This is a genomic window from Mesorhizobium sp. B2-7-2 (assembly GCF_006440775.1).
In the GTDB taxonomy this organism is placed as follows: domain Bacteria; phylum Pseudomonadota; class Alphaproteobacteria; order Rhizobiales; family Rhizobiaceae; genus Mesorhizobium.
Genome location: NZ_VFTZ01000005.1, coordinates 156,220 through 180,585, shown reverse-complemented (window position 1 = coordinate 180,585; position 24,366 = coordinate 156,220). Strand labels below are relative to the sequence as shown.

The 24,366-nt window shown below is 64.1% G+C and carries 23 protein-coding genes and 1 riboswitch; of the genes, 12 read left to right on the top strand and 11 right to left on the bottom strand.

The window, feature by feature from the left end; translation table 11 throughout:
- Positions 1-102 precede the first annotated feature (102 nt).
- The 9 genes from cpaB (at position 103) to FJ425_RS09305 (ending at position 9,398) form a co-directional block, all read left to right on the top strand.
- Entirely contained in the window at positions 103-1,023 is a 921-nt protein-coding gene (gene cpaB, locus FJ425_RS09345) for a Flp pilus assembly protein CpaB (protein ID WP_140542184.1), read from the top strand.
- Positions 1,024-1,123: 100 nt separating this feature from the next.
- Positions 1,124-2,491, top strand: a complete 1,368-nt coding sequence (locus FJ425_RS09340) for a type II and III secretion system protein family protein (RefSeq protein WP_246677910.1) — start codon at positions 1,124-1,126, stop codon at positions 2,489-2,491.
- A gap of 4 nt (positions 2,492-2,495) precedes the next feature.
- Positions 2,496-2,768 (top strand): hypothetical protein, encoded by a 273-nt coding sequence (locus tag FJ425_RS09335; protein WP_140690575.1) that lies wholly within the window; start codon positions 2,496-2,498, stop codon positions 2,766-2,768.
- Positions 2,769-2,781: 13 nt separating this feature from the next.
- On the top strand, positions 2,782-3,996 hold the full coding sequence (locus FJ425_RS09330; RefSeq protein WP_140722895.1) for a response regulator/pilus assembly protein: 1,215 nt from the start codon (positions 2,782-2,784) through the stop codon (positions 3,994-3,996).
- Positions 3,993-5,414, top strand: coding sequence for a CpaF family protein (locus FJ425_RS09325; RefSeq protein ID WP_140542188.1), 1,422 nt, complete (start codon positions 3,993-3,995; stop codon positions 5,412-5,414). Before FJ425_RS09330 ends, FJ425_RS09325 begins: the two co-directional genes overlap by 4 nt.
- Positions 5,415-5,418: 4 nt before the next feature.
- Positions 5,419-6,384, top strand: a complete 966-nt coding sequence (locus FJ425_RS09320) for a type II secretion system F family protein (protein WP_140722893.1) — start codon at positions 5,419-5,421, stop codon at positions 6,382-6,384.
- 1 nt (position 6,385) lies between these two features.
- Positions 6,386-7,348, top strand: coding sequence for a type II secretion system F family protein (locus tag FJ425_RS09315; RefSeq protein ID WP_140627359.1), 963 nt, complete (start codon positions 6,386-6,388; stop codon positions 7,346-7,348).
- A 228-nt stretch (positions 7,349-7,576) separates the two neighbouring features.
- The gene (locus FJ425_RS09310; RefSeq protein ID WP_140542191.1) at positions 7,577-8,050 is read left to right on the top strand and encodes a hypothetical protein; all 474 of its coding nucleotides are present in this window, start codon (positions 7,577-7,579) and stop codon (positions 8,048-8,050) included.
- Positions 8,051-8,225: 175 nt separating this feature from the next.
- Entirely contained in the window at positions 8,226-9,398 is a 1,173-nt protein-coding gene (locus FJ425_RS09305; protein ID WP_140627361.1) for a GGDEF domain-containing protein, read from the top strand.
- 110 nt (positions 9,399-9,508) lie between these two features.
- Here the strand turns inward: FJ425_RS09305 and gcvP are convergent, their stop codons facing one another.
- From gcvP to gcvT, 3 genes are read right to left on the bottom strand one after another with little or no spacing between them, the layout of a single operon-like run.
- Positions 9,509-12,319, bottom strand: coding sequence for an aminomethyl-transferring glycine dehydrogenase (gene gcvP / locus FJ425_RS09300; RefSeq protein WP_140722890.1), 2,811 nt, complete (start codon positions 12,317-12,319; stop codon positions 9,509-9,511).
- Positions 12,320-12,335: 16 nt separating this feature from the next.
- Positions 12,336-12,704 (bottom strand): glycine cleavage system protein GcvH, encoded by a 369-nt coding sequence (gcvH, locus tag FJ425_RS09295; RefSeq protein WP_095765085.1) that lies wholly within the window; start codon positions 12,702-12,704, stop codon positions 12,336-12,338.
- A 7-nt stretch (positions 12,705-12,711) separates the two neighbouring features.
- Positions 12,712-13,812 carry a glycine cleavage system aminomethyltransferase GcvT gene (gene gcvT / locus FJ425_RS09290; RefSeq protein ID WP_140722887.1) on the bottom strand — a complete coding sequence of 367 codons (1,101 nt, stop codon included), beginning with the start codon at positions 13,810-13,812 and terminating at the stop codon, positions 12,712-12,714.
- Between the two features lie 149 nt (positions 13,813-13,961).
- A riboswitch (glycine riboswitch) is annotated at positions 13,962-14,048 on the bottom strand.
- A gap of 222 nt (positions 14,049-14,270) precedes the next feature.
- Between gcvT and FJ425_RS09285 the strand changes: the two genes are divergently transcribed.
- Positions 14,271-15,275 carry a hypothetical protein gene (locus tag FJ425_RS09285; protein ID WP_140722884.1) on the top strand — a complete coding sequence of 335 codons (1,005 nt, stop codon included), beginning with the start codon at positions 14,271-14,273 and terminating at the stop codon, positions 15,273-15,275.
- 2 nt (positions 15,276-15,277) lie between these two features.
- On the opposite strand, the gene FJ425_RS09280 is transcribed toward FJ425_RS09285, so the two are convergent.
- Positions 15,278-16,111, bottom strand: coding sequence for a transporter substrate-binding domain-containing protein (locus tag FJ425_RS09280; RefSeq protein WP_181175854.1), 834 nt, complete (start codon positions 16,109-16,111; stop codon positions 15,278-15,280).
- Between the two features lie 88 nt (positions 16,112-16,199).
- Between FJ425_RS09280 and FJ425_RS31790 the strand changes: the two genes are divergently transcribed.
- Entirely contained in the window at positions 16,200-16,808 is a 609-nt protein-coding gene (locus FJ425_RS31790) for a DUF3011 domain-containing protein (protein WP_140722879.1), read from the top strand.
- Positions 16,809-16,858: 50 nt separating this feature from the next.
- Here the strand turns inward: FJ425_RS31790 and FJ425_RS09270 are convergent, their stop codons facing one another.
- The 7 genes from FJ425_RS09270 to FJ425_RS09240 all read right to left on the bottom strand — a co-directional run bounded on the left by FJ425_RS09270 (position 16,859) and on the right by FJ425_RS09240 (position 22,045).
- Positions 16,859-17,290 (bottom strand): GNAT family N-acetyltransferase, encoded by a 432-nt coding sequence (locus tag FJ425_RS09270; protein ID WP_140722876.1) that lies wholly within the window; start codon positions 17,288-17,290, stop codon positions 16,859-16,861.
- Positions 17,287-18,078, bottom strand: a complete 792-nt coding sequence (locus FJ425_RS09265; RefSeq protein ID WP_140722873.1) for a molybdopterin-binding protein — start codon at positions 18,076-18,078, stop codon at positions 17,287-17,289. The genes FJ425_RS09270 and FJ425_RS09265 overlap by 4 nt, the downstream gene beginning before the upstream one ends.
- A gap of 1 nt (position 18,079) precedes the next feature.
- The gene (locus FJ425_RS09260; RefSeq protein WP_140722870.1) at positions 18,080-18,952 is read right to left on the bottom strand and encodes a cytochrome b/b6 domain-containing protein; all 873 of its coding nucleotides are present in this window, start codon (positions 18,950-18,952) and stop codon (positions 18,080-18,082) included.
- 98 nt (positions 18,953-19,050) lie between these two features.
- The gene (locus FJ425_RS09255; RefSeq protein ID WP_140722867.1) at positions 19,051-19,722 is read right to left on the bottom strand and encodes a DUF1345 domain-containing protein; all 672 of its coding nucleotides are present in this window, start codon (positions 19,720-19,722) and stop codon (positions 19,051-19,053) included.
- Between the two features lie 26 nt (positions 19,723-19,748).
- Complete coding sequence (locus FJ425_RS09250; RefSeq protein ID WP_140722865.1) at positions 19,749-20,216, bottom strand: YaiI/YqxD family protein; 468 nt, start codon at positions 20,214-20,216, stop codon at positions 19,749-19,751.
- A 65-nt stretch (positions 20,217-20,281) separates the two neighbouring features.
- Positions 20,282-20,851: an S-(hydroxymethyl)glutathione synthase gene (gene gfa / locus FJ425_RS09245; RefSeq protein WP_140542202.1), complete on the bottom strand. Its 570-nt coding sequence runs from the start codon at positions 20,849-20,851 to the stop codon at positions 20,282-20,284.
- A gap of 66 nt (positions 20,852-20,917) precedes the next feature.
- A complete protein-coding gene (locus FJ425_RS09240; protein ID WP_140722862.1) occupies positions 20,918-22,045 on the bottom strand; it encodes an S-(hydroxymethyl)glutathione dehydrogenase/class III alcohol dehydrogenase in 1,128 nt (375 codons plus the stop codon).
- Positions 22,046-22,313: 268 nt separating this feature from the next.
- On the opposite strand from FJ425_RS09240, the gene FJ425_RS09235 reads away from it, so the two are divergent.
- On the top strand, positions 22,314-24,326 hold the full coding sequence (locus FJ425_RS09235; RefSeq protein WP_140722859.1) for an acetyl/propionyl/methylcrotonyl-CoA carboxylase subunit alpha: 2,013 nt from the start codon (positions 22,314-22,316) through the stop codon (positions 24,324-24,326).
- Positions 24,327-24,366 lie beyond the last annotated feature (40 nt).

The following is a 24,366-nucleotide window of genomic DNA, read 5'->3' as shown; positions in this document are numbered from 1 at the left end:
CGTGGGATTCCTGATTCTTTAACATTAACGCCTAGCGTGAGACCCAACTAACAAAAGACCACGGGCGTCAGGGGTTTCGTTGTGAGGGGCAGGGCCATAACCATGATCGGCATCGCCGCCGTTTTCGGCGCGATCTCGATCTTTGCGGCGGATTTCTGGGTCAAGAGCCAGGCAAAGGCCCAGGCCGAGATCAAGGTCGTCTCCGTCACGGCGCCGCAGCAGCCCAAGGTCGAGTTCAAGACCATCGTGGTGGCGCAAGCGCCGCTGCGTTACGGCATGGAGCTCGCACGGCCGCAGCTCGCCGAGATCCCGTGGCCGCAGGATTCCCTGCCGCAAGGCGCTTTCCCGACCATCGACAAGCTGCTCGCGGACGGCGGCCGGGTCGTGCTGTCGCCGATCGAGGTCAACGAACCGGTGCTGCTCACCAAGCTGTCGGGGCCGAACGGCCGCGCTACCCTTTCCAACATGCTGTCGCCGGGAATGCGGGCCGTCACCGTCCGCACCGACGAGATCGCCGGTGTCGGTGGCTTCATCACGCCGGGAGACCGCGTCGATGTCGTGCTGACGCGCGATGCTGGGGATATCCAGGAAGTGTCCAAGAATGCTCAAGGGGCCGCCGGCTCGACCGTCACGTCCGAGGTCGTCGTTGCCGACGTCAAGGTGCTTTCGGTCGGACAGGGCGCCGACGAACGCAAGACCGAGCCGCAAGTCGCCAATTCGGTGACCATCGAGGTGACCAACGAAGGGGCGCAGAAAGTGGCGCTTGCCCGCACCGTCGGCACGCTGTCGTTGTCGCTGCGGTCGGCCGCCGACGCAACTGCCAGCAATGGCGGGCTTACGACCATCTCGTCCTTCGGCGGCTCGGTTGCCGCAAATGCGCAGGCGAGCGCCGCCTCGCTCGTCAATGCGGTGACGAAGGACCAGGACGAGCCGAAATTCAAGACGGTGATCGTGACGCGCGGCGACAAGGTCGAGGAATACAAGGTTCCTTCGCGGCAACCGCCGCAGGAACTGCAGCAATAGCCGGTGGGGACCGGCGGGACGGGGCAAGATGTTCGGGTTTGATGCATTTCGGACGACCGGGGGATGGCGTCTTCTCGGCGCGATCGCGCTGGCGGCGGCAATGCTTGCCGTCGCCGCGCCGGCAAGGGCTGGCAATGACGTCGTCTATGTCTCGGCGAACAAGAACGCCTCGATCAAGGTCGCCAAGGGCAAGCCGAAGACGATCATGACGAGCGCCGCCTTCTACCAGATCGTCATCGGCGATCCGGAGATCGCCAACGTCAACCCGCTGACCGACAAGTCCTTCTATGTACTGGGCAACAACCTGGGCACCACCGGCATCGCCCTGTTCGACCAGAACAAGCAGCTTGTCGGCACCATCGACATCGAGGTGACGCTGGATACCGACCAGCTGGCCAGCACCATCCGCGCCAGCGTGCCCGACGCCAAGATCAAGGTCGGCTCGGCGAACGGGCGCGTCGTGCTGTCGGGCGAGGCGGACGATGCGGTCGCCGCCGACAAGGCCAGCAAGATTGCGTCGCGCTTCTCCGGCAATGAGGAAGTCATCAATTCGGTCAACATCTCGTCCTCGCAGCAGGTTCAGCTCAACGTCCGTTTCGTCGAAATCAACCGCCAGGCCGGCCAGGACCTCGGCGCCAAATACGCCGCCAATTTCGCCTATGGTATCGGAAACCGCAAAGTCGTGTTGAACCCGGATGGGGGAAACCTGACGGGTGCCGGAACAGGCGAGATCATCGGGAGCCTGCTGTCGAACGGCGTTTCGATCGACATCGCCATCAAGGCACTGGAGGAACGCGGCCTGGCGCGGCGGCTGGCGGAACCGAACCTGATTGCGCGTTCGGGCCAGACGGCGAGCTTCCTTGCCGGCGGCGAGTTCCCGATCCCGGTTTCCGAAGACAATGGCAAGATCAGCGTCACCTACAAGAAGTACGGCGTCGGCCTCGATTTCACGCCGACGGTGCTGAAGGACGGGCTGGTAAGCCTCGACATCGCGCCGGAAGTGTCCTCGATCGATCCGTCTGCTTCCATCCAGGTCAGCAGCGGCATTTCCATCCCGGCCTTCATCGTGCGCCGTGCCAGGACATCGGTCGACCTCAAGAACGGCCAGAGCTTCATGATCGCCGGCCTCCTGCAATCGCAGAACGACATCACGACATCGCGGGTGCCGGGGATCGGCAAGCTGCCGGTGCTCGGCCCGCTGTTTTCCTCGAAGTCCTATCAGCGGCGCGAGACCGATCTGGTGATCATCGTCACGCCCTACCTGGTCAAGCCGGTCGATCCCTCGAAGAAGATGGTCGAGCCGACCGACGGCACCCAGCCGGCAAGTCCCGCCGACTATTTCCTGAACAACACCGAGGAAGTGAACGCCTCGGCGTCAAAGCGTCCGGTGGCGCTGGCAGACGGCAGCGCCGCCCGTCCGGTGGCTGCCGCCACGTCCGGCCATTTCCTCGATCTGCCAAAGGATTAAGGCCATGCGCATCCCCGTTTGCATCGCTCTGCTGCTCGCCGGTTTCGCCGGCGGTTGCACCAGCGACGACTATGTACGCGCCGAAGGGGTGACCTTGGCGGCCGGCAACGCGCAGGCGTCCAACACCGCCATGCAGATGGTCGATCCCTGGAAGTACGGCGTCCAGAACACAAGGCTTCTGGTGCCGGCCCAGCGTCCGGGTTCCGAGAGCGCTGCCGTCGGTGCGAAGGCCGGCTCCGTGTCGTCACCGACGACATCATCAACAACATCGAATTGATGGGCTGGCGAGGATGGCATCTGGTAGCAAGACCAAGAAGATCCTGCTCGTTTCGACGGACAGGACGTTCTTGCAGGACACGCGGACGGCTTTTGCGGCCTCCGAGGTCATCGAGCTCTTGACGCTGGAAAAGAGCGTCAACGAACTGCGCGGCGAGATCCTCGAGGCGGACTTCGGCACGGTCATCGTCGACATGGATGCAGCCAAGCTCGAGGAAATCGAGTCGCTGCAGCGCGTCATGCGGCGGCTGGAAGGCAGCGTTCCGGTGGTCGTCGTCACCCAGGAATTCAACGCGGCGGCGGTGCGCATCCTGGTGCAGCTCAAGGTCGCCGATTTCCTGGTCAAGCCGATCACCACGGCCGACCTCGTGCGTTCCGTCATCCGTGCGCTGCAAGGACCGGGGCGGGAAGAGAATACCGAATCGCATATCTATACGTTCATGCCGGCAGCCGGCGGCGTCGGCACAACCACGCTCGCCTTGCAGACGGCCTTCCAGCTGCACCATTCGGTGATGCGGGGCGCCTCGACCTGCGTCGTCGACCTCAATTTCCAGCAGGGCGCCTGCGCCGAATATCTCGACCTCGAACCGCGCTTCGACATCACCGAAATCGAGAACCAGCCGGAGCGCCTCGACCGGCAACTGCTTGACGTGATGCTGTCCAAGCATGCGAGCGGGCTGTGCGTGCTTGCCGCGCCGACGCGACCCTCGGACATGCGCTCATTTAAGACCGATGTCGTGGTGCGCATGCTCGATCTCGTGGCGGCCTACTTCGACAATGTCGTCATCGACATGCCGCGCACCTGGTTCCCCTGGACCGAGACGGTGCTGCTCGGCTCGAACAAGCTCTATATCGTCGCCGAGATGACGGTGCCCTGCCTGCGCCATACGCAGCGTCTCATCCAGGCCGTCTACGAGACCGCCGGCAAGGAAGTGAAGCCCAACGTCATCGTCAATCGCTTCGAGCAGAAGATGTTCGACAACGGCATCAAGCAGGCCGACGTTCAGGAGATACTCGGCGACCATTTCGTCGGCGGCATCTCCAACAATTACCGGCTGGTGCGCGAGGCGGTCGACCGCGGCGTGCCACTGCACGCCATCGACCCCAACGCCAATGTCGTCAACGACCTGAAGAAGATCATTCTGCCGGAGGAGGCGGTCCAGACGATGGCCAAGTCGAGGTCGCTGTTCGGCCTGGGCAAGGGCTTGCTGAAGAGGAAGGCAGGATGACCAGCCGCTTCTCCAATCTGCAGAGCCGCGACGTCCGCCCGCAGCGGGCGCCCGAACCCGCGCCGGTCACGCACAATGCAGTGATCATCCCGACGACCCGCAAACCGGCGCCGCCCAGGCCTGAGGCAGCCCCCGCTAAGAGTGCCAACAAGGTGCTGGACGCACGCGTGCGCATCCATCGCATGCTGCTCGAGGAGATCAACCTCGTGGCGCTGGAGCGGCTTCCACGGGATGAAATGCGCCGGCAGGTGCATGATTTCGTCTCGGAAAAGACGCGCCAGGAGCGCATGGCGATCAACAATGCCGAGCTCGACGCCCTGGTCGACGACATCGTCGACGAGATGGTCGGCCTCGGCCCGCTGGAGCCGCTGCTCAAGGACCCCGAGATCAACGATATCCTGATCAATGGCCACCAGAACTGCTTCGTCGAAAAGCGCGGCAAGCTGCAGCAGGTCCACATCCCGTTCAAGGATGAGGCGCATCTGCTTAGAATTATTAATAAAATCGTCGCCGCGGTCGGCCGCCGCGTCGATGAATCGCAGCCCATGGTCGACGCCCGAATGCTCGACGGCTCGCGCTTCAACGCGGCGATCCGCCCCGTCGGCGTCGACGGCCCGCTGGTGTCGATCCGCAAGTTCTCCAAGAACAAGCTCGGCCTGCACAAGCTCGTCGAATTCGGCGCCATCACCCAGAACATGGCCGAAGTGCTGGCGGCGGCGGTGCATGCCCGCAAGACCACGATCATCTCCGGCGGCACCGGCACGGGCAAGACGACGATGCTCAACGCTTTGTCGGCCTTCATTCCGGAAGACGAGCGCCTGATCACCATCGAGGACGCGGCCGAGCTGCAATTGCAGCAGCCGCATGTCGCGCGCATGGAGACGCGTCCGGCCAACATCGAGGGCCACGGCGAATTGAAGCAGCGCGACCTGGTCAAGAATGCGCTGCGCATGCGCCCCGACCGCGTCATCCTCGGCGAATGTCGCGGCGAGGAAGCCTTCGACATGCTGCAGGCCATGAACACCGGTCATGAAGGCTCGATGGCCACCATCCATGCCAACACACCGCGCGATGCCATCTCGCGTCTGGAACAGATGCTCGGAATGACCGGCATGCCGATGACCGTGCAGTCGATCCGCAGCCAGATTTCCAGCGCCATCGACATCATCGTCCAGCTGACGCGCCTTTCCGACGGCAAACGCAAGGTGACCAGCGTCGCCGAAGTGACCGGCATGGAAGGCGACGTCATCCAGATGCAGGAGATCTTCCGCTTCGTGCGCACCGGCATGGAGGCGGACGGAAAGATCCTCGGACACTTCGAAGCGACCGGTATCCGCCCGCGCTTCCTCGAGGATCTGCGCAACATGGGCATCGAATTCCCGGGCAAGTATTTCGAACCCGGCCGGCCGCAGGACTAGGCCGGTGTTCGAGGGATTCAGCCCGGTCTACGTCATCTACGCCGCGGCGGCGCTCACAGGCATCATGATCGCCGAGGGCCTTTATCTGCTCTATGCCGGGCGCAGCGACAAGCGCACGGCCATCAACCGCCGCATGAAGCTCGCGGAGAACAAGATCAGCCAGGAGCAGGTGCTGATCCAACTGCGCAAGGAACGCGGGATCGACGGCGGCGCCTCCATCTTTTCCCTCGACCGCTTCCGCGCCCTTCGCACGCAGTCCGGCATAAGCACGCCGCTGCCGAAATTCCTGACGATCACATCGGGGATCGCTCTCGCCCTGGCGCTTGTGGCGATCTGGAAGGGCTTGCCGCTCCTGTTCGGCCTTATCCTGCTTCTCCTGCTGTTGCCGGTGCTGCCGGTCATGGCATTGCGCTGGATGCGCAAGCGCCGGCACAAGCGTTTCGGGATGCAGCTGCCCGAGGCGCTTGAATTGATCACGCGCGGCCTGAAGGCAGGCCATCCGGTGCCGGTGGCAATTGCCATGGTGTCGCGCGAAATGGCCGATCCGATCGGCACCGAGTTCGGCGTCGTGGCCGACGAGGTGACCTTTGGCTCCGACCTGGTCTCGGCGTTGAACAATCTTTTCGACCGGGTGGGGCATGAGGACCTGCCGCTGTTCGTCACGGCGGTGTCGATCCAGAGCAGTTCGGGCGGCAATCTGCGCGAGATCCTCGACGGCCTGTCGGCGACGATCCGCGACCGCGGCAAGTTGCGCCGCAAGGTGCGCGCCATTTCGACGGAAGGGCGCATGTCGGCCTACATCCTGACCGCGGTGCCGGTGCTTCTGTTCACCGCCATCATGGTGCTGATGCCGCAATTCTACCAGGATGTCTGGGACGTGCCGAAGACCTGGTACATGATGGGCGGCTCCATCATCTGGCTGCTGCTCGGCAACGCCATCATGTTCAAGATGTCGAATTTCAGGTTCTGAGATGGAAGACGTCATCCGCTTCCTCGCCTCGCTCGCGCCGACCTCGATGGTACCGGTCGCCATGCTGCTCCTTGTGCTGGGCGGGGGCGCCGTCGCCTGGCCGCTGGTACTCGCCAAGGGTGATCGCGGCGAGGTCAAGCGCCGGCTGAAGGTGGAGACATTGCAGCCGGCCGAGCAGGTGGAGCCCGCGCCCAAGAAGAGCACCAACGCCGTGCGCGAGAAGGCGGTGAAACGGGCGCAGGAGTTCTATGCCAAGAGCGATCCGGAAAATGTCGCGCGGCTGCGCCTGAAGCTCATCCAGGGCGGCTACATGGAACCGCGTGCCGTCGGCATGTTCTTCCTGATCCGTTTCGCCGCGCTGGTCGGCGCGGCGCTCGGCGCATTCCTGGTCAACCACTGGGCGGCAAGTGCGGAGTCGACCATGACCAGCCGCTGGACCTTCATCATCCTGTCGGCAGCCGGCGGCTATTTCCTGCCTGGCCTGGTGCTGACGCAGAAGATTCGGGAAAAGATGCGCGAATACCGCAACGGCTTTCCCGATTTCATGGATTTGATGATTGTCTGCTCAGATGCCGGCATGAGCATGGAGGCCGGCATCGAGCGGGTCTCCAGGGAGCTTGCCAGGACCTATCCGTCGCTCAGCCAGAACCTGATCCTGGTGTCGCTTGAGTTGCGGGCCGGGCGCAGCCTCGACGATGCGCTGAAGGCGCTTGCCGACCGCCTCAGCCTCGACGAGGTTCGCTCCTTCGCGACGCTGCTGCAGCAATCCAAGGAGCTCGGCACCAGCCTGTCGGGCTCGCTGCGCGTCTTTTCCGACGAAATGCGGCACAAGCGCATGTCGCTGGCCGAGGAGAAGGCGCATGCCCTGCCGGCCAAGATGTCGGTCCCGGTGACGGTCTGCATCCTGCCGGTGGTGCTGATGATCGCGATCATTCCGATCATCGTGAAGCTGACCGCGCACTGAGTATTCAGGTGAGGCCGCCCTGCAAATGGCAGCTTCCTGCGCTCCGCCCCGGTTCTCGGAATCCGCCATTTTCGACTCGGCCTGACCTGAATCCAGGACATTGCTGTGGTTAACGCATCCTTGGCGCGCGACCGAATTTTATCTGCATTTCGGCACCGAAGCTTAATCGCTGTCCTGTATCGTTTTTCCTGAAGAACGACCCGGCAAATCGGGCGATGGGGCAGGGGCATGCGTCAGAGACTTCCCAGGGCAGCGGCGGCATTGGCGGCCGTCTTGATGATTACCGGCTGCACGACGAACAACAATGTCGACACGACCAAGACCACGGCGATCCAGCCGGTGGCCAAGGACGTCAGCGCCAACGACCTCGTTGAAGGCAAGGCGCAGTTCCGCGAGGCGAATTTCGGCCTTGCCGAACAGCATTTCCGCAAAGCGGTCGAGCTCAAGTCCGACAATGCCGAGGCCTGGATGGGGCTTGCCGCATCCTATGACGAGCTTGGCCGCTTCGACTTCGCCGATCGCGCCTATATGCAGCTGTTGAAGGTCGCCGGGCGCAAGCCGCAGATCGTCAACAATATGGGTTATTCGCAGCTTCTGCGCGGCAACAAGAAAAAAGCGCGCGCGCTGCTGCTCGAGGCCAAGGCCGGCATGGCCGACCAGACGGTGGTCAATGCCAATCTGGCGCTGCTCGACAAGGGCTGATCCTGCTCCCGGTTCGCGTATTCCGTGTGCCGTCATGGGATTTCGCCTCACATGTCGACGCTTTGTAAACCCTGTGTCGAGGTAGCGTTGGGTGTCCGCCGAAAACGGTTTGCGCCAGCCGTCGCCAGCCTACATTGAGGAGCGACGGGCACCCGCTAGAGGCAGTTCTTCACCGATGTTGGATTTCAGTTCGCTCCTGCTCGCGGCGGCGCTGTCGGGCACATGCCTCAGCATCACCATGTTTGCGATCTGGCTCGCGACACCGAGGGCGCGCTTCGTGCTCACGGTCGCCTGCGGCATCCTCGTGCTCGTCGCCCATGTCGTCGCGTTCTGGCGCTATAGCAAGGATGCCGATCCCTGGCTGTGCCAGGTCGTGCTCGCGCTGCTGACCCTGGGTTTCCTGGTCCTCTGCCTGTCGGCGATGCAGTATCTCGGCTTTCGCGACTACCGCCGCGCCATCGTGCCGACGCTGGCCGCGATGGCTGCCTGCGCGATCGTCACCTTTCTCGGTTTCGACGGCATCGGCTTCCAGATCACCTATGCGGCCGTGACGGCGTTGCTCGCGGCGATCGGGGCGATGTTCTGGATGAAGGGGGATCACGACCGCCGGATATTGTTCATCGTTTCGTTCCTCAGCGGCGCCTGCGGCCTGTCCTTCGCGCTGTGCGGCCTGGCGTTGCTGACGCAAGAGCAATGGGTTCTCGGCGCCGCGCCCGACAATTGGGCGGAGCGATTGAACTCCGTCGTCGCGGTCGCTTGCATGACCGGCCTCGGCGCGCTGACGCTTTCACTGCACCATCTGCAGGCGCAGATCGAGCTCAAGGCCGAAACCATGACCGATCCGCTGACCGGCCTGATGAACCGCAGGGCGCTCACCGAGCTTTACGGCGAGCGCAGCTTCGGTCCGTTCATGGCGATCGCCATGTTCGATCTCGACCATTTCAAGATGACCAACGACGTCTTCGGTCATCCCGTCGGCGACCAGGTGCTTTGCCGCTTCGCGGCGGTGATCAGGAAATACGGCAGGACAGGGATCGACGCGTTCCGGCTGGGCGGCGAGGAATTCGCGCTCGTCATGTCGCGCGTGACACCGGAAAAGGCGCATGACATTGCAAGCCGGATCGGCGTCGCTTTCGGCACCGAGGTCGTCGCGACCCATCGCGGGCCGCTGCGCAGCAGCGTCAGCGGCGGCATGGGATTCGGCTCGATCGCGGGCCATCCACTCCATGAGGTGCTGGCGCAGGCCGACGCCGCGCTTTATGCGGCCAAGCGTGCCGGGCGCAACCGTGTCGTCGTTCAGGACAGAGCGGGCCAGCCCGATGCCGGGCCGGCCCTGAAGACTGCCTGAGCAGAGAGCAATTCCAGGAAAAGTGTGAACGGTTTTCCGTCTGGAATTGCGTTGAAACAAAGAGATAGAGCGGTTTGCCGTTTCCGTGCAACGGTGAACCGCTCTAGCGGTTACTCGGCGGCGCCGAGATATTCCGACAGCGGCGGGCAGGAGCAGACCAGGTTGCGGTCGCCTGCGACGTTGTCGATGCGCGAGACCGGCGGCCAGTATTTCGCCGCCAGATCGGCGTCGCCCGCCGGATAGGCCGCCTCCAGCCGCGAATAGGGATGCTTCCACTCGCCGGCAAGCGCTTCCGCCGCGGTATGCGGGGCGTTGACCAGCGGGTTGTCGTTGGACGGCCACTCGCCCTTCGCCACTTTCGCCGCCTCGGCGGCGATGGCGATCATCGCCTCGCAAAACCGGTCGAGCTCACGCTTGGGCTCGGACTCGGTCGGCTCGACCATCAGCGTGCCGGCAACCGGGAACGACATGGTCGGCGCATGGAAGCCGTAGTCGATCAGGCGCTTGGCGATGTCGTCGACGCTGATGCCGGCATTCTCCTTGAGCACGCGTGTGTCGAGGATGCATTCATGGGCGATGCGGTCGCTTCTGCCTTTGTAGAGCAGCGGGTAGTGCGGCGCGAGCCGCGTCGCCACATAGTTGGCCGAGACGATCGCCGTCTCCGTCGCCTGTTTTAGGCCGGTGCCGCCCATCATGCGGATATACATCCAGGTGATCGGCAGGATCGAAGCGCTGCCGAAGGGCGCCGCCGCCACGGCATGCGCCGAGCCTTCGGTGACATGGCCCGGCAAATAGGGTTTCAGATGCGCCCTGACGCCGATCGGACCGACGCCCGGGCCGCCGCCGCCATGCGGGATGCAGAAGGTCTTGTGCAGGTTCATGTGGCAGACGTCGGCGCCGATGTCGCCGGGACGGGCGAGGCCGACCAGGGCGTTGAGGTTGGCGCCGTCGAAATAGACCTGGCCGCCATGCTCGTGGATCAGCGCACACAGATGACGCGCGCCTTCCTCGTAGACGCCATGCGTCGAAGGATAGGTGAACATCAGCGCTGCAAGGTTCTTGGAATGCTCGTTGGCCTTGGCGCGCAGATCGTCCATGTCGATATTGCCGTCATCCAGGCAACGCACGACGACGACGCTCATGCCGGCCATCGCGGCGCTCGCCGGATTGGTGCCATGCGCGGAAGAGGGGATCAGGCAGATCGTGCGGTGGCCTTCGCCGCGCGCGCGGTGATAGGCGCGGATGGCGAGCAGGCCGGCATATTCGCCTTGGCTGCCGGCATTGGGCTGCAGGCTGACGGCGTCGAAGCCGGTGATTTCCGACAGCCATGCCTCCAGGTCGGCGGCCATCTTGCGATAGCCCGCCGAATGGCCGGCCGGCGCGAAGGGGTGCAGATTGGCGACGCTCGGCCAGCTCACCGGCATCATCTCGGCGGCGGCGTTGAGCTTCATGGTGCAGGAGCCGAGCGGGATCATGGTGCGGTCGAGCGCCAGGTCCTTGTCGGCCAGCCTGCGCAGGAAGCGCATCATCTCGGTTTCGGAATGATTGTCGTGGAAGACCGGCTGGGTGAGGAATTCCTTGCCGCGCGGCTTGCCCGGCATGGAGCTGCCTCCAGCCGCGCCGGGCTTGGCGCCAAACAGGGCCGCGATCGCCTCGAGATCGGCTTCCGTGGAGGTCTCGTCGAAGGCGATGCTGACATGGTCGGCATCGATGACGCGCAACAGCCGGCCGGTCTTCTCGGCGGCTTGCGCGATCGAAGCGGCCTTGCCCTTCACCTCGGCCGTGACCGTATCGAAGCGCCTCGCGCCGAGCACCGAAACGCCGGTTGCCTTGAGGCCCGAGGCGAGGCGGCCGGCCAACGCGTGGATCTGCCCGGCAATCGCCTGCAGGCCGGCGGGGCCGTGCCAGATCGCATAGGCCGTCGCCATATTGGCCAGCAGCGCCTGCGCGGTGCAGATGTTGGAGGTGGCCTTGTCGCGGCGGATATGCTGCTCGCGCGTCTGCAGCGCCAACCTGTAGCCCGGGCGGCCCTTGGTATCGGTCGACTGGCCGACAAGGCGGCCGGGCATCAGGCGGGTCAGCTTGTCGGAGACGGCGCAATAGGCGGCATGCGGGCCGCCGAAGCCCATCGGCACGCCGAAGCGCTGCATCGGACCGACGGCGATGTCGGCGCCGAGCTTCGCCGGCGCATCCGTCAGCGTCAGCGCCAGCGGATCGGCGATGAAGACGACCAGCGCGCCGGCGGCGCGGGCCTTCTCGATCGCCGCCTTGTGGTCGCCATAGACGCCGAGCGTGTCCGGCCAGGAGACGAGCAGTGCGGCGGTGTTGTCGTCGATCGTCTCGCCGTCGACCTCGATGTCGAGCGGCTCGGCGCGGGTGCGCACGACGTCCAGCGTCTGCGGATGCGCCGTGCCGGCAAGCGCCACTTTGGTGCGCTTGTCGCGGTGGTGGCGCAGCGCAATGCCGACGGCTTCGGCAACGGCGGTGGCTTCATCGAGCAGCGAGGCCGACGCCACCGGCAGGCCGGTGAGCTCGGCGACCAGGGTCTGGAAGTTGAACAGCATCTCCAGCCGGCCCTGGCTGATCTCGGCCTGGTATGGGGTGTAGGCCGTGTACCAGGCCGGGTTCTCGAACAGGTTGCGCTGGATGACCGGCGGCACGAAGACGCCGTGATAGCCGGCGCCGATGAAGCTCTTCAGCACCGTGTTCTTCGCCATGATCGCCGACAATTCGGCCAGCGCTTCGGCTTCGCTCGCCGGAGCGGGCAGGTTGAGCGGCAGGTCGAGGCGGATCGATCTCGGCACGGCTTGGCTGATCAACGTTTCGACGGATGGAACGCCGATGACGGCGAGCATTGCCCTGACGTCGTTGACGCCTGGGCCGATATGGCGGGCCGAGAAGGGAATAGGTGCTGCGGTCATTTCCAGGATCCTGATATCAGCCGATATGGGCTTTGTAGGCGGCTTCATCCATGAGGCTGTCGAGCTGGCTTTCGTTGGCCAGCCTCATCTTCCAGAGCCAGCCGTCGCCGGTCGCGGCCGAATTAACCAACGAGGGGTCGGCCGACAGGGAGGCGTTGGCTTCGGTGATCTCGCCGTCGACCGGCGCGTAGACGTCCGAGGCCGCCTTGACGGATTCGACCACGACGGCGGTATCGCCCTTGGCGAGCTTGCGGCCGATTTCCGGCAGCTCGACGAAAACGAGATCGCCGAGCTGTTCCTGCGCATAGTCGGTGATGCCCACCGTGGCGACGCCGCCGTCGACGCGCAGCCACTCATGGTCTTCCGTGAAATAGGTCTTTGCCATCTGGAAATCATCCTTTGCGGTAGCGGTGTGGGGTGAAGGGCAGGGGCGTGACGTCCACCGGAATTTTCGTCCCGCGGACATCGGCGAAGAGTTTCGTGCCGGCCTTGGCAAGCGCGGTGTTGACATAGCCCATGGCGACCGGGTGGCCCGCCGAGGGACCGAAGCCGCCCGAAGCGACATGACCGGCCGGATGGCCGTCGGCATCGATCAACGCGGCGCCCGCGCGCACCGGCTGGCGTCCGTCGGGCTTCAGGCCGACGCGCTTCTGCGACGGCCCGCGCTCGATGATCGAGCGCAGCGCGTCGGCGCCGATGAAATGGCCGGAAGCGCGAACTTCCTTGGGAATTGCCCACATCAATCCCGCGCTTGCCGGATCTGTCTCGGGCGTCAAGTCCTGGCCGTGCAGGCAAAGCCCGGCCTCGAGCCGCAGGCTGTCGCGGGCGGCAAGGCCGATCCACTGCACGCGCTCGTCCCCCAGCAGCTTGGCGACCAGATCCCGCGCGTCCTTCTCCGGCAGGCCGATCTCGAAACCGTCCTCGCCGGTGTAGCCGGAGCGGCTCATGAACCAGTTTTGCCGGGGCTCGACCCCATGCATGAAGAGCAGCGAGCCGGTCTCGATGCCGGCCCGCGCCAAAGCTGCCCAGGCGTCCGGCCCCTGGATCGCCAGGAAAACCCGGTCGAGCGGCTCCACCCCGACGTCGAAAGCCGTGGCAAGCGCGCGCAGATGCTTCTCGTCCTCCACCGCGTTGCCGGCATTGGCCACCACCATGAACCTGTCATCGCCCAGGCGCGTCACGATGAGATCGTCGATGATGCCGGCAGCCTCGTTGAGGAAGAAGGTGTATTTGGACTGCGAGATTTCCAGCGCGCCGGCATCGAGCGGACAGGCGCGGTTCAACAAGGCGGTGGCTTCCGGACCGGAGACCTCGAACAGCTTCATATGCGAGATGTCGAACAGGCCGGCATGCTCGCGTGTGTGAAGATGCTCCTTCATCACGCCCGGCGGGTAGGTGAGCGGCATCGACCAGCCGGCGAAGGCGCCGAAACGCGCGCCCGCGGCCTGGTGCAAATCTTCAAGGGGCAGATGTCTGGTGTCGTCGCCTGTCATGTCTTCTCCAGAGTCGCACGCAATCGACCGCCGTCCGCGGTCCAGTCCGTGCCCCTCTGTCTGAAGCCTGAGAGACTCGCGCCCCGTAACCCTGTCGGCAGCGCTTACACCTTCGGCGCGGGACGAATCCCGACTTTCCAGAGTTGTCTTTCCCGTCCACGGTTCTTTTGCCTGAGAGATTTCGGGCGATTTCCCCTTCGGCGACAGCTCGCGCTGCTCTCTCCCGCAAACAGGTAGGACTCAGTCGCCTAAGTCCTCGACATGTCATCCATAGCCCGTCGGCGACACCTTGTCACCTCCCAGCGACATTTTAAGCGCGCCCTGCTTTTCAGCGACATGGATTGGCCGACAAGGCTTCGCTAACCACGCCGTTTGCCGGTTTCTCAAGACAATGCTGATAAAGCTCGGCGGGGTAACGCACTAGTTCGCCGGCTACGGGCGACGGGCAGGGACGGCAAATGGGCGAATTGATCATGAGCGCTCCGGTGGCGGGGCTGACCTCGAAGAACAAGATCACGGCCGAAGACGTGACGATGCTGCGGCGCGACGTCTTCGCCGACGGCGTGGTGAGTCGCGGCGAGGCGGAGGCGCTGTTCGCGCTCGACCAGACGGCGCGCGACAAGTGCGGCGAATGGGCGCCGTTCTTCGTCGAGGCGGTGACCGACTACATCGTCCACCAGGAAAAGCCGGAAGGCTATATCTCCGAGCAGAATGCCGACTGGCTCGTCCGCACCGTCTCGCGCGACGGCATAGTCGACGGCCGCACCGAGCTTGAATTGCTGGTGCATGTGCTGGAGGAAGCGAAGTCCTCGCCCAGCGAGCTCTCGGCCTATGCGCTGGAACAGGTCGCGCATGCGGTAATCGACGGCAAGGGCCCGCTGATGCATGGCGGCAGCCTGGTTCCCGGCCATATCGCGAAGGCCGAGGTCGATCTGCTGCGGCGTATCCTCTATGCCTATGGCGGCGACGGCAACATCGCCATCAGCAAGGCCGAGGCGGAGGTCCTGTTCAGGATCAACGACCGGACCGCGGCAGCCGACAACGATCCGTCCTGGAGCGACCTCTTCGTCAAGGCGATCGCCAACCACGTCATGTGCTCGACCGGCTACGAGCCGCCGACGCGGGAAGTGGCGCTGCGCCACGAGAACTTCCTCGACGAGGCAGCGCCGACGCTTGGCGGCTTCTTCAGCCGGATGGTCTCGGGTGGTTTCGCGGCGATCCTCGAAGCCTATCATTCGCCCGGCGATATCGAGGCCGAATGGGAAGCCAGGAACCGGGCCGCCGAAGCGCTTGCTCGCCGCGCCGAGACGATCGACGCCAGCGAGGCCGAATGGCTTGCCGAGCACGTCGGCGGTGGCCGGCGGCCGCTGCGCGACAACGAGCGCGCGCTGCTGACGCTGATCAAGCACGCGGCGCCGGAAATCCATCCGGCGCTGAAACCGCTGCTCGACAAGGTCGCCTAAGCCTATTGCTTCGGCTTGGCCTGTTCCGGCTTGGCCGAGGTATCGAAGCGCGACATCCATTTGAAGCTGCCGAACCAGTAACGGCGGACACCGGCGATGGTGCCGTCGGCGGTGCGCGCGCCGATCCAGTTGTTGACGTACTGGATCAGGCGGATGTCGTCGGGGCGCAGAGCGAATGCTTCCGGCGTGCGCAGCAGCGGGCCGCCGACCAGCCTGAATTTCGCATCGTAGAGCCTCGCCGCCATCTGCGGCGTCGGCGAGGTGGCGACCATCGCCTGCGCGTCGCCGCCGATGATCGCGGCAAAGACATCGGCGGTGTTGTCGAAGGACAGGATGTCCGCCTTCGGAAAGGCTTCCTTGGCGGCCGCCTCGTCCGAAGAATTGGACAGCACGGCGATCTTGTATCCCGGAGCAGTCAGCGCCTTTCCAGGCCTTTTGCCGAGGCTGGCGACCGAGGCCACCATGCGAATGTCGGCGGTGCCGGTCGGATTGGAGAACACAACCTCGCGGGCGCGCTCCGGCGTGCTGGCATAGCCTGCGGCGATCAGATCGAAATCGCCCTTGAGCAGACGTGCCTTCAGGTCGTTCCACGGCACCTCGACCAGCTTCAGGTCGACGCCGAGATCGGCCGCCAGGGCGCTGGTCAGGTCGACATCGTAGCCCGCGAATTTGCCGTCCGCCTTCTTGAGGATCCAAGGCGGGTTGAGCGCCACGCCGACAGTCAATGTCTTCTGGTCGATGACGCGCTTCAGACTGTCGTCCGCCAGAGCCGGCAATAACGCCAGCCACGTTGACAGAACAAGTATGATCGCCGCGATAATTTTGTTAGCGCGCATGAATATATCCTCGCTGCAGCCTGTCCGGTTGTAAGACTTACACAGAGGTGCCATTCTGTCGATAGCGAACCCCAATTGGAGACTTGCGATGTCGGCGCGGATGGCGGTTACCGGTTCGATGGTGTTGCTGGCCAGTTTCCTTGGCAATCCGGCGCAATTGTCGCTGTTGCCCGATGCCGCGCAGGCCGCAGGCCCGATGCGCCTGGTCTGCTCGAGCACCAATTACCGCTACTCCTATTGCGGGGTGGACACGCGCGGCGGCGTGCAATTGACCAGCCGGCTGTCGAAGTCGCGTTGCCAGCTCGGCACGAGCTGGGGCTATGACGGCGGCGGCATCTGGGTGGACAAGGGGTGCTCGGCGCAATTCCTGGTTGCCGGTTCTGGCCGCGGGCCGTCTGCGGGCGACGCGGCGGCTGCTATCATCGTCGGCGGCATTGTCGGTGCCATCCTCGACAACAATGACAGGCACGGCCACCACTCGGACAATTATTATCCGAGGCCTAAGCCGCGCCGCGACGATCAATGGATCGACCCGACGCCGCAATTCGACCGGGACGGCAATCCCAATTTCGATACCCACGGCAACTATCAGGGATGCCACGGCGTCGGCTGCATGGTGGATAATCCAGACGCGCAGGACGCGCCACCCGAGCCCGGTCAAACCACTTTCGATAGTTCGGACGATTCGGACGAATGATCGCGTCGCTGGCTCCGCATGCTGAGCGCCAGACGCGTCCTGCCGCGGCCCTATCGGGAAGCAATCGTCTTGCAAAGAATGATGTTGGAATGGCCTTCGGGCCACCCGGCGAATTCGGCCATGCGTTCGAAACCGGCTTTTTCGTAAAGGCCCGGCGCCTGGAAGTCATGGGTCGAAACCCATATCCGCAGCGAGCCGCGCGCGGCAGCTTCCGCGACGAAGGCATCGAGCAGCTTTCTGCCGTGGCCAAGGCCTCGATAGGCTTCGTCGACCCACATCAGCGTGAGTTCGGCAATGCCGGCCCAGGAATAGCCGGCGGCGACCCCGACGGCGCGGCCTTGCTCATCCCGCAGCGCAAAGACGATGGCGCGGTCGTCGCCACGACCGGTCAGCCGCCGGTTGTCGTTGTCGAGACGCTCCTCGATGGCGCCAAGCTCGGCGGCCGCTAGACCATGCTCGGCCTGCAGGCGAAGGGCCGTCAAATCCCGCCATACCAGTCATAGCCATTGTCCTCCCAGTAGCCGCCGCGGCCGCCGCCGACATTGGCAAAACTGTCGACCAGCTCGATCTTGTGAATGTATTTCGGCATCTTGTAGCCGAGCTGGCGCTCGACCCGCACGCGCAACGGCGCGCCGTTCTCGACCGGCAGGGGATTGCCGTTCAGGCCGTAGGCCAGAATCGTCTGCGGGTGGCGGGCGTCGATCAGGTCGATGGTGCCGTAATATTTGATGTCGCCGGACAGGCTTTGCTCGATCGTGTCGAGGCAGTGGAACATGACATAGCGGGCCTGCGGCTTGACCACTGCCTGGTCGAGCACCAGCGACAGCGGCGTGCCGGTCCATTTGGCGATGCAGCTCCAGCCTTCGACGCAGTCATGACGGGTGATCTGCGTGCGGCTCGGCATGTTCTGAAGCTGCTCGCGGCTCAACGACAGCGGCTTCTCTACGAGGCCGGTAACTTCCAGCCGCCAGTCCGCGAAATTGTTGGCGAGCAGACCCTTGTAGGTGTCGTCATCGGGCGCCGTGACGCCGTTCGGCCGTTGCGGCTGGCGGATGTCGGCCTCGGTGAATTCCGGCGCCAGCGCGTTCCGGCCGGCAAGCAGGCGCTGCGCGCGCCAGGTCAGGCCATTGGCGTTTTCGAGGAAGCTGCGCAGTCCGCCGCCGATGCCGAGACCGCTGTCGAACACATCGCAGCCGGACAGCGCGATGCCGGACAGGCCGAGGCTGGCTGAGGTGAGAAACTTGCGGCGGCTGATCTGGAATTTTGCCATGTCAGGCGCTCCTCTCGGTCGGCTGGTCGTGCTTCGCAGGCGGGTCGGTGCGGTACCAGCCGGTGATGATCGAGCGCAGCTCGTTGATCGGGCCGGCGGCGAGGATCATCAGGATGTGGACGATGAAGAAAAGCACGAGCAGCACCATGACGGTGAAGTGGATGGTGCGCGCCGTCTGCCTGCCGCCGAGGATTTCGTTGAGCCAGGGCAGCACCGAATTCATGCTCGGCGACATTGCGAGGCCTGTGACGATCATCAGCGGCAAAAGCACGAAGAGCACGCCGCCATAGGCCATTTTCTGCAGCGTGTTGTATTCGCGCGTGTGGTGGAATTTCAGCTTCGCATGATCGACGATGTCGCGCGGCAGCTTGCGCAGGTCCGACACGCGAGGGGCAAGATCGCGATGGATATGGCCGTTGACCAGGCTGGCGATCAGCCAGATGAGCAGGGTCGTGGTCAGGATCCAGGCGAAGAAGAAATGCACGACGCGGGCGGTGCCGAGGTCGTAATAGGACGGGATCGTCGCCCAGGAAGGGAAGGCGCGAGGCGTCTCTTGTCCCGAGGGACCCGACCAGCCGAGCACGCCGGTGGTGTCGAAGCGATGGCCGAAGATTTCAGTGAAGCCGCGCGGACCGTTGGCGGTGTTTTCGGCGCCAATCTGGAGGATCGTGTTGTTGAACTCGAAGCCGGACTGCTTGCCGACATAGAGCTGCGGCCGCGCGTTGAAGATCTGCAGGCCGGAAAGCAGCATGAAGAAGAGCGAGAAAGCCCAGATCCAGTGGGTCAACCGCGTCCAGCGCGATTGCCGATAGATGAGGATCGTGTCCTTGCCGTCCGCCTCGGCGGCGGAATGGTTGTTGGCAACAGTGTCCATCTTGCCTCCGGCCGCCTCAAGCAAGCGGCTTCTCAGGTCATTGTCTCCCCCTCAATACGTCGCCGCACAAGGCAATGTTTCATGCGATCACGGATTTATTACGGAGAGCCGAGGCTGACCGCGAGATTGACTGCCGCCGCGACGATCACCGTGTTGAAGAAAAAGGTCAGGATCGAATGAACAAGCACGACCAGCCGCATTTGCGAGGTGGTGACGGCCGTGTCCGCCGTCTGCGCCGTCATGCCGATGACCGTCGCGAAATAGAGGAAATCCCAGCCTTCCGGCCTTTTGCCGCCCGGAAAATCGAGGCCGCCGACCGGCATCTTCTTGTGGGTTTTCTCGTCTATCCCGTCGCCATCCTTCCAATAGACGTGCGCGTAGTGCAGCGACGCCATGGCGTGGATTGTGAACCAGCCGAGCGGGATCGACAATATGGCGAAGGCCAGCTGCAGCGGATGCGCGGCATCCTTGCGGTTGATCAGCAGGAACAGCGAGACGATGGCCGCGCCGACGACAAAAAGCGTGATGGCAAAGATCAGCAGCACGGGCAGGTCGGTCGCGCGCGCATTCTTGCTGAGATAGCGGCCGGTAAGGCCCGGCATCAGGGTCAGCACCAGGGCGATATAGCTTGCAAAGAACACATTGGCCCCGATCGAGTAGGGGAGCGGCCAGCGCAGCAACAAGGCAAGCAGCAGTGCCACGATGCCGATGGCCGCGGCGAGGGCGAACTGGATGTGCCGATGCATCGGCGTCTTGAGATCGTCACCCATGGCCCGGGGCCCTTGAAGACGTTGGATTAGCCCGGTGTGACGGATTTGAGCGCGCGCCGCAAGATGCGGTCGAGCTTGCCGAGAAACTGCGAACGATCCTTCGGTGTGAAGGAGGCATTGAACCCTCGGCTTTCGCCGGTCTCGCGCAGATGCTGCTTCAAATCGCGCATCGCCACCGCCATGCCGATGGATTCCGGAGTGAAGGGGCGGCCGGTAGGGCCGAGCACATGCGCGCCTAGCGCCACCGTGCGCGCGGCAAGCGGAATGTCGGCCGTCACCACGACATCGTTGGCCCTGGCGTTCTCGGCGATCCAGTCGTCGGCCGCATCCGCGCCCTTGGAGACGACGACGTTGCGGATCATCGGATCGCGCGACGGCCGCAGGCCGCCATTGGAGACATAGGTGACGACGACGCCGTGGCGCTCCGCGACCTTCTCGACCTCGGCCTTGACCGGACAGGCATCCGCGTCGACGTAAATGATGGGGGCAGGCAACCTTATCTCCAAATGTACGAAAGGGCCGACACAGGCCGGCCCCTTCGCATGAAATGTCGCAATTGTCAGGCCGCCAAGGCTCCGGACTTCTTGGCGGTCCAGGTGGCCATATAGTCCATCAGGCCGGGATTGAGGCAGTCATAGGGCTCAAGCCCGATCGACTTCAGCTGGCCTCGGATGCCGTCCATGCGGCTCGGGTCGACGCCGGATTCGATGATCGAGGAGACGAAGGCGGCGAAGCCCGGCGGCGACCATCCATCCTCCTCGAAGCGCTCGGGATGGATGAAGGACAGCCCCTTGAAGGCATGGTCGCGCTCGACCGGGCCGTACATGTGGACGCCGCAGCCGGTGCAGGCATGGCGCTGGATCAGCGCCGCGGGGTCGACCACCTTCAGCTTGTCGCCGTTCTCGGTGACGGTGACATCGCCAGTGCCGGCGACGGCCACGACCGAGAAGATGGCGCCGTCCGGCTTCCAGCATTTGGTGCAGCCGCAGGCATGGTTGTGGGCGATCTGGCCCTTGACCTTCACCTTCACCGGATTGCTGGTGCAGGCGCAGACCAACGTGCCGCCGGCAAAGCTCGCGCTCTCCCTCGGCAAGCCGTTGTCGATCTTCGGATGCAGTTTTTCAGGCATTGAGTTCCTCCCTTGTTGAACCTGTGCAACTTAAGTCGCTGGCCATAGGTCGGCGGCTTGTTTTCCTCAGTAAACCACGACGCTGCGGATCGACTTGCCCTCATGCATGAGGTCGAAGCCCTTGTTGATGTCCTCCAGTTTCAACGTATGCGTGATCATCGGGTCGATCTGGATCTTGCCTTCCATGTACCAGTCGACGATCCTCGGCACGTCGGTGCGGCCGCGCGCGCCGCCGAAGGCGGTGCCCATCCAGGTGCGGCCGGTGACCAGCTGGAAAGGCCTTGTCGAGATCTCCTGGCCGGCGCCGGCGACGCCGATGATGACCGACTTGCCCCAGCCGCGATGCGAGGCCTCCAGCGCCTGGCGCATCACTTTGGTGTTGCCGGTGCAGTCGAAAGTGTAGTCGGCGCCGCCGATCTGGTCGGCGCCGCGCTTGGTCAGGTTGACCAGGTAAGGCACGATGTCGCCGTCGATCTCCTTCGGATTGACGAAATGCGTCATGCCGAACTTCTCGCCCCAGGCCTTCTTGTCGTTGTTGACGTCGACGCCGATGATCATATCGGCGCCGGCAAGGCGAAGGCCCTGGATGACGTTCAAGCCAATGCCGCCGAGGCCGAAGACCACGGCGGTTGCGCCTTGCTCGACCTTGGCGGTGTTGATGACCGCGCCGATGCCGGTGGTGACCCCGCAGCCGATGTAGCAGATCTTGTCGAAGGGGGCGTCGGAATTGACCTTGGCCACCGCGATCTCGGGCAGCACGGTGAAGTTGGAGAAGGTCGAGCAGCCCATGTAGTGAAACAGCTTGTCCTTGCCCATCGAGAAGCGCGAGGTGCCGTCGGGCATCAGGCCCTGTCCCTGCGTGGCGCGGATGGCGGTGCACAGGTTTGTCTTCCTCGACAGGCACGACGGGCACTGCCGGCATTCCGGCGTGTAGAGCGGGATGACATGGTCGCCCTTCTTGACCGAGGTAACGCCCTTGCCGACATCGACGACGACGCCGGCGCCCTCATGGCCGAGGATGGCCGGAAACAGCCCTTCCGGATCGGCGCCCGACAGGGTGAACTCGTCGGTATGGCAGATGCCGGTCGCCTTGACCTCGACCAGCACCTCGCCCTCGCGCGGCCCCTCGAGGTCCACCTCCATGATCTCCAACGGCTTTCCGGCGGCGACGGCGACTGCGGCACGCGTTTTCATTAGGCGTTTCCTCCCAAGGCAATCAGTAAGTTTCAGGTTACGGCAGGCCGCCGTTCCCGCCTGGCGGGACGAAATCTCTGCCCGCCGTTTGTTTCTCCGAGCCCATCGACCACCTTATCGCTTTCCTTGGTGGCGGCCAACTTCCCTTGCGACGTTTTTCGGCGCGGCAGTCGCAATTCGAGCAAGTCGGATGCGCACCGGCCGGCCACTTGAGACATGGCGGGATTGTCCATAGAACTGGACCGCTTCGCCGGAGGACGACATCCGAATGTTCAAGAAAATCCTGATCGCCAATCGCGGCGAGATCGCCTGCCGCGTGATCAAGACCGCGCGCAAGATGGGGATTGCCACCGTCGCGGTCTATTCGGATGCCGATCGCGATGCCGTGCACGTCGAGATGGCCGACGAAGCGGTGCATATCGGACCTTCGCCGGCGGCACAGAGCTATCTGCTGCCTGAGAAGATCATCGCCGCCAGCAAGCAAACCGGCGCGGAAGCCGTGCATCCGGGCTATGGCTTCCTGTCGGAGCGCGCCTCTTTCTGCGAGGCGCTGGAGAAGGAAGGCATCGTCTTCATCGGGCCGAAGCCCAAGGCTATCAAGGCCATGGGCGACAAGATCGAATCGAAGAAGTTCGCCAACGAGGCCAAGGTCTCGACCGTGCCTGGATGGCTGGGCGTCATCGAAGACGCCGACCATGCCGAAAGGATCGCCGGCGAGATCGGCTATCCGGTCATGATCAAGGCCTCGGCCGGCGGCGGCGGCAAGGGCATGCGCATCGCCTGGAGCAAAGCGGAGGTGCGCGACGGCTTCGAGCGGGCGCGTTCGGAAGCGAAAAGCTCCTTTGGCGACGACCGTGTCTTCATCGAGAAGTTCGTCGTCGATCCCCGCCATATCGAAATCCAGGTGCTGGCCGACGCGCATGGCACGGCACTTTATCTCGGCGAGCGCGAATGCTCGATCCAGCGCCGCAACCAGAAAGTGGTGGAAGAAGCGCCGTCGCCGTTCCTCGACGCCAAGACGAGAAAGGCGATGGGCGAGCAGGCGGTGGCCCTGGCCAAGGCCGTCGACTACCAGAGCGCGGGCACCGTCGAGTTCATCGTCGACAAGGACAAGAATTTCTATTTCCTTGAAATGAATACGCGATTGCAGGTCGAGCACCCGGTGACCGAGCTGGTCACCGGCATCGACCTGGTCGAACAGATGATCCGCGTCGCCGCCGGCGAGAAGCTCGGCATCAAGCAGAGCGACGTGAAGCTCAACGGCTGGGCGGTGGAAAGCCGCCTTTACGCGGAGGATCCCTTCCGCAACTTCCTGCCTTCGATCGGCCGGCTGACGCGATACCGGCCGCCGGAAGAGGGCAGGTTCGGCGATGTCGTGGTCCGCAACGACACGGGTGTCGCCGAAGGGTCGGAAATCTCGATGTTCTACGATCCCATGGTGGCCAAGCTCTGCACCTGGGCGCCGACAAGGCTCGAGGCGATCGACGCCATGTCGGAGGCGCTGGACAGCTTCGTCGTCGACGGCATCGAGCACAACATACCGTTCCTTTCGGCGCTGATGCAGCACCCGCGCTGGCGCGAGGGGCGGCTGTCGACCGGTTTCATTGCCGAGGAATATCCTGACGGTTTTGCGCCGGTCGGGCCGGATGGCGAGGAGAGGGCGGTGTTCGCCGCGGTCGCTACGGCGATCGAGCTGCTGCGGCGCGACCGGCTCGACCGCCTCAGCGGCAGGCTGGCGCCGCATTCCGGCCATCTCAAGCGCGACTGGGTGGTAAAGATCGGCGCGGACTATCTTCCGGTCGAGATCGTCGACGGCATGATTTCCATCCCGATGGAGGTCGATCTGTCGATCGATGGCGGCAAGCCGCTGACCGTCGCTTCGGACTGGCGGCCGGGCGACGCGATCTGGCAGGGCACGGTCGGCGCCGACAAGGTCGCGGCGCAGATCCGTCCGACGCTGAACGGTTTGCGCATCGCCTGGAAAGGCATGTCGATGACGGCGCGCGCCATGCTGCCGCGCATCGCGGAGCTCGAAAGGCTGATGCCGGAGAAGCTGCCGCCCGACACCTCGAAGATGCTGCTTTGCCCGATGCCTGGTCTCGTCGTCTCGATTGCCGTGGCGGAGGGGCAGGAGGTCAAGGCCGGCGAGACGCTGGCCGTGGTCGAGGCGATGAAGATGGAAAACGTGCTGCGCGCCGAACGCGACCTCACGATAGCAAAACTCAACGCGAAGCCCGGCGACAGCCTGGCGGTCGATGCGGTAATCATGCAGTTTGCCTGAGAAAGCGCGGTGCGGGACGCAAGCCTGTGTCGCGGTCGAT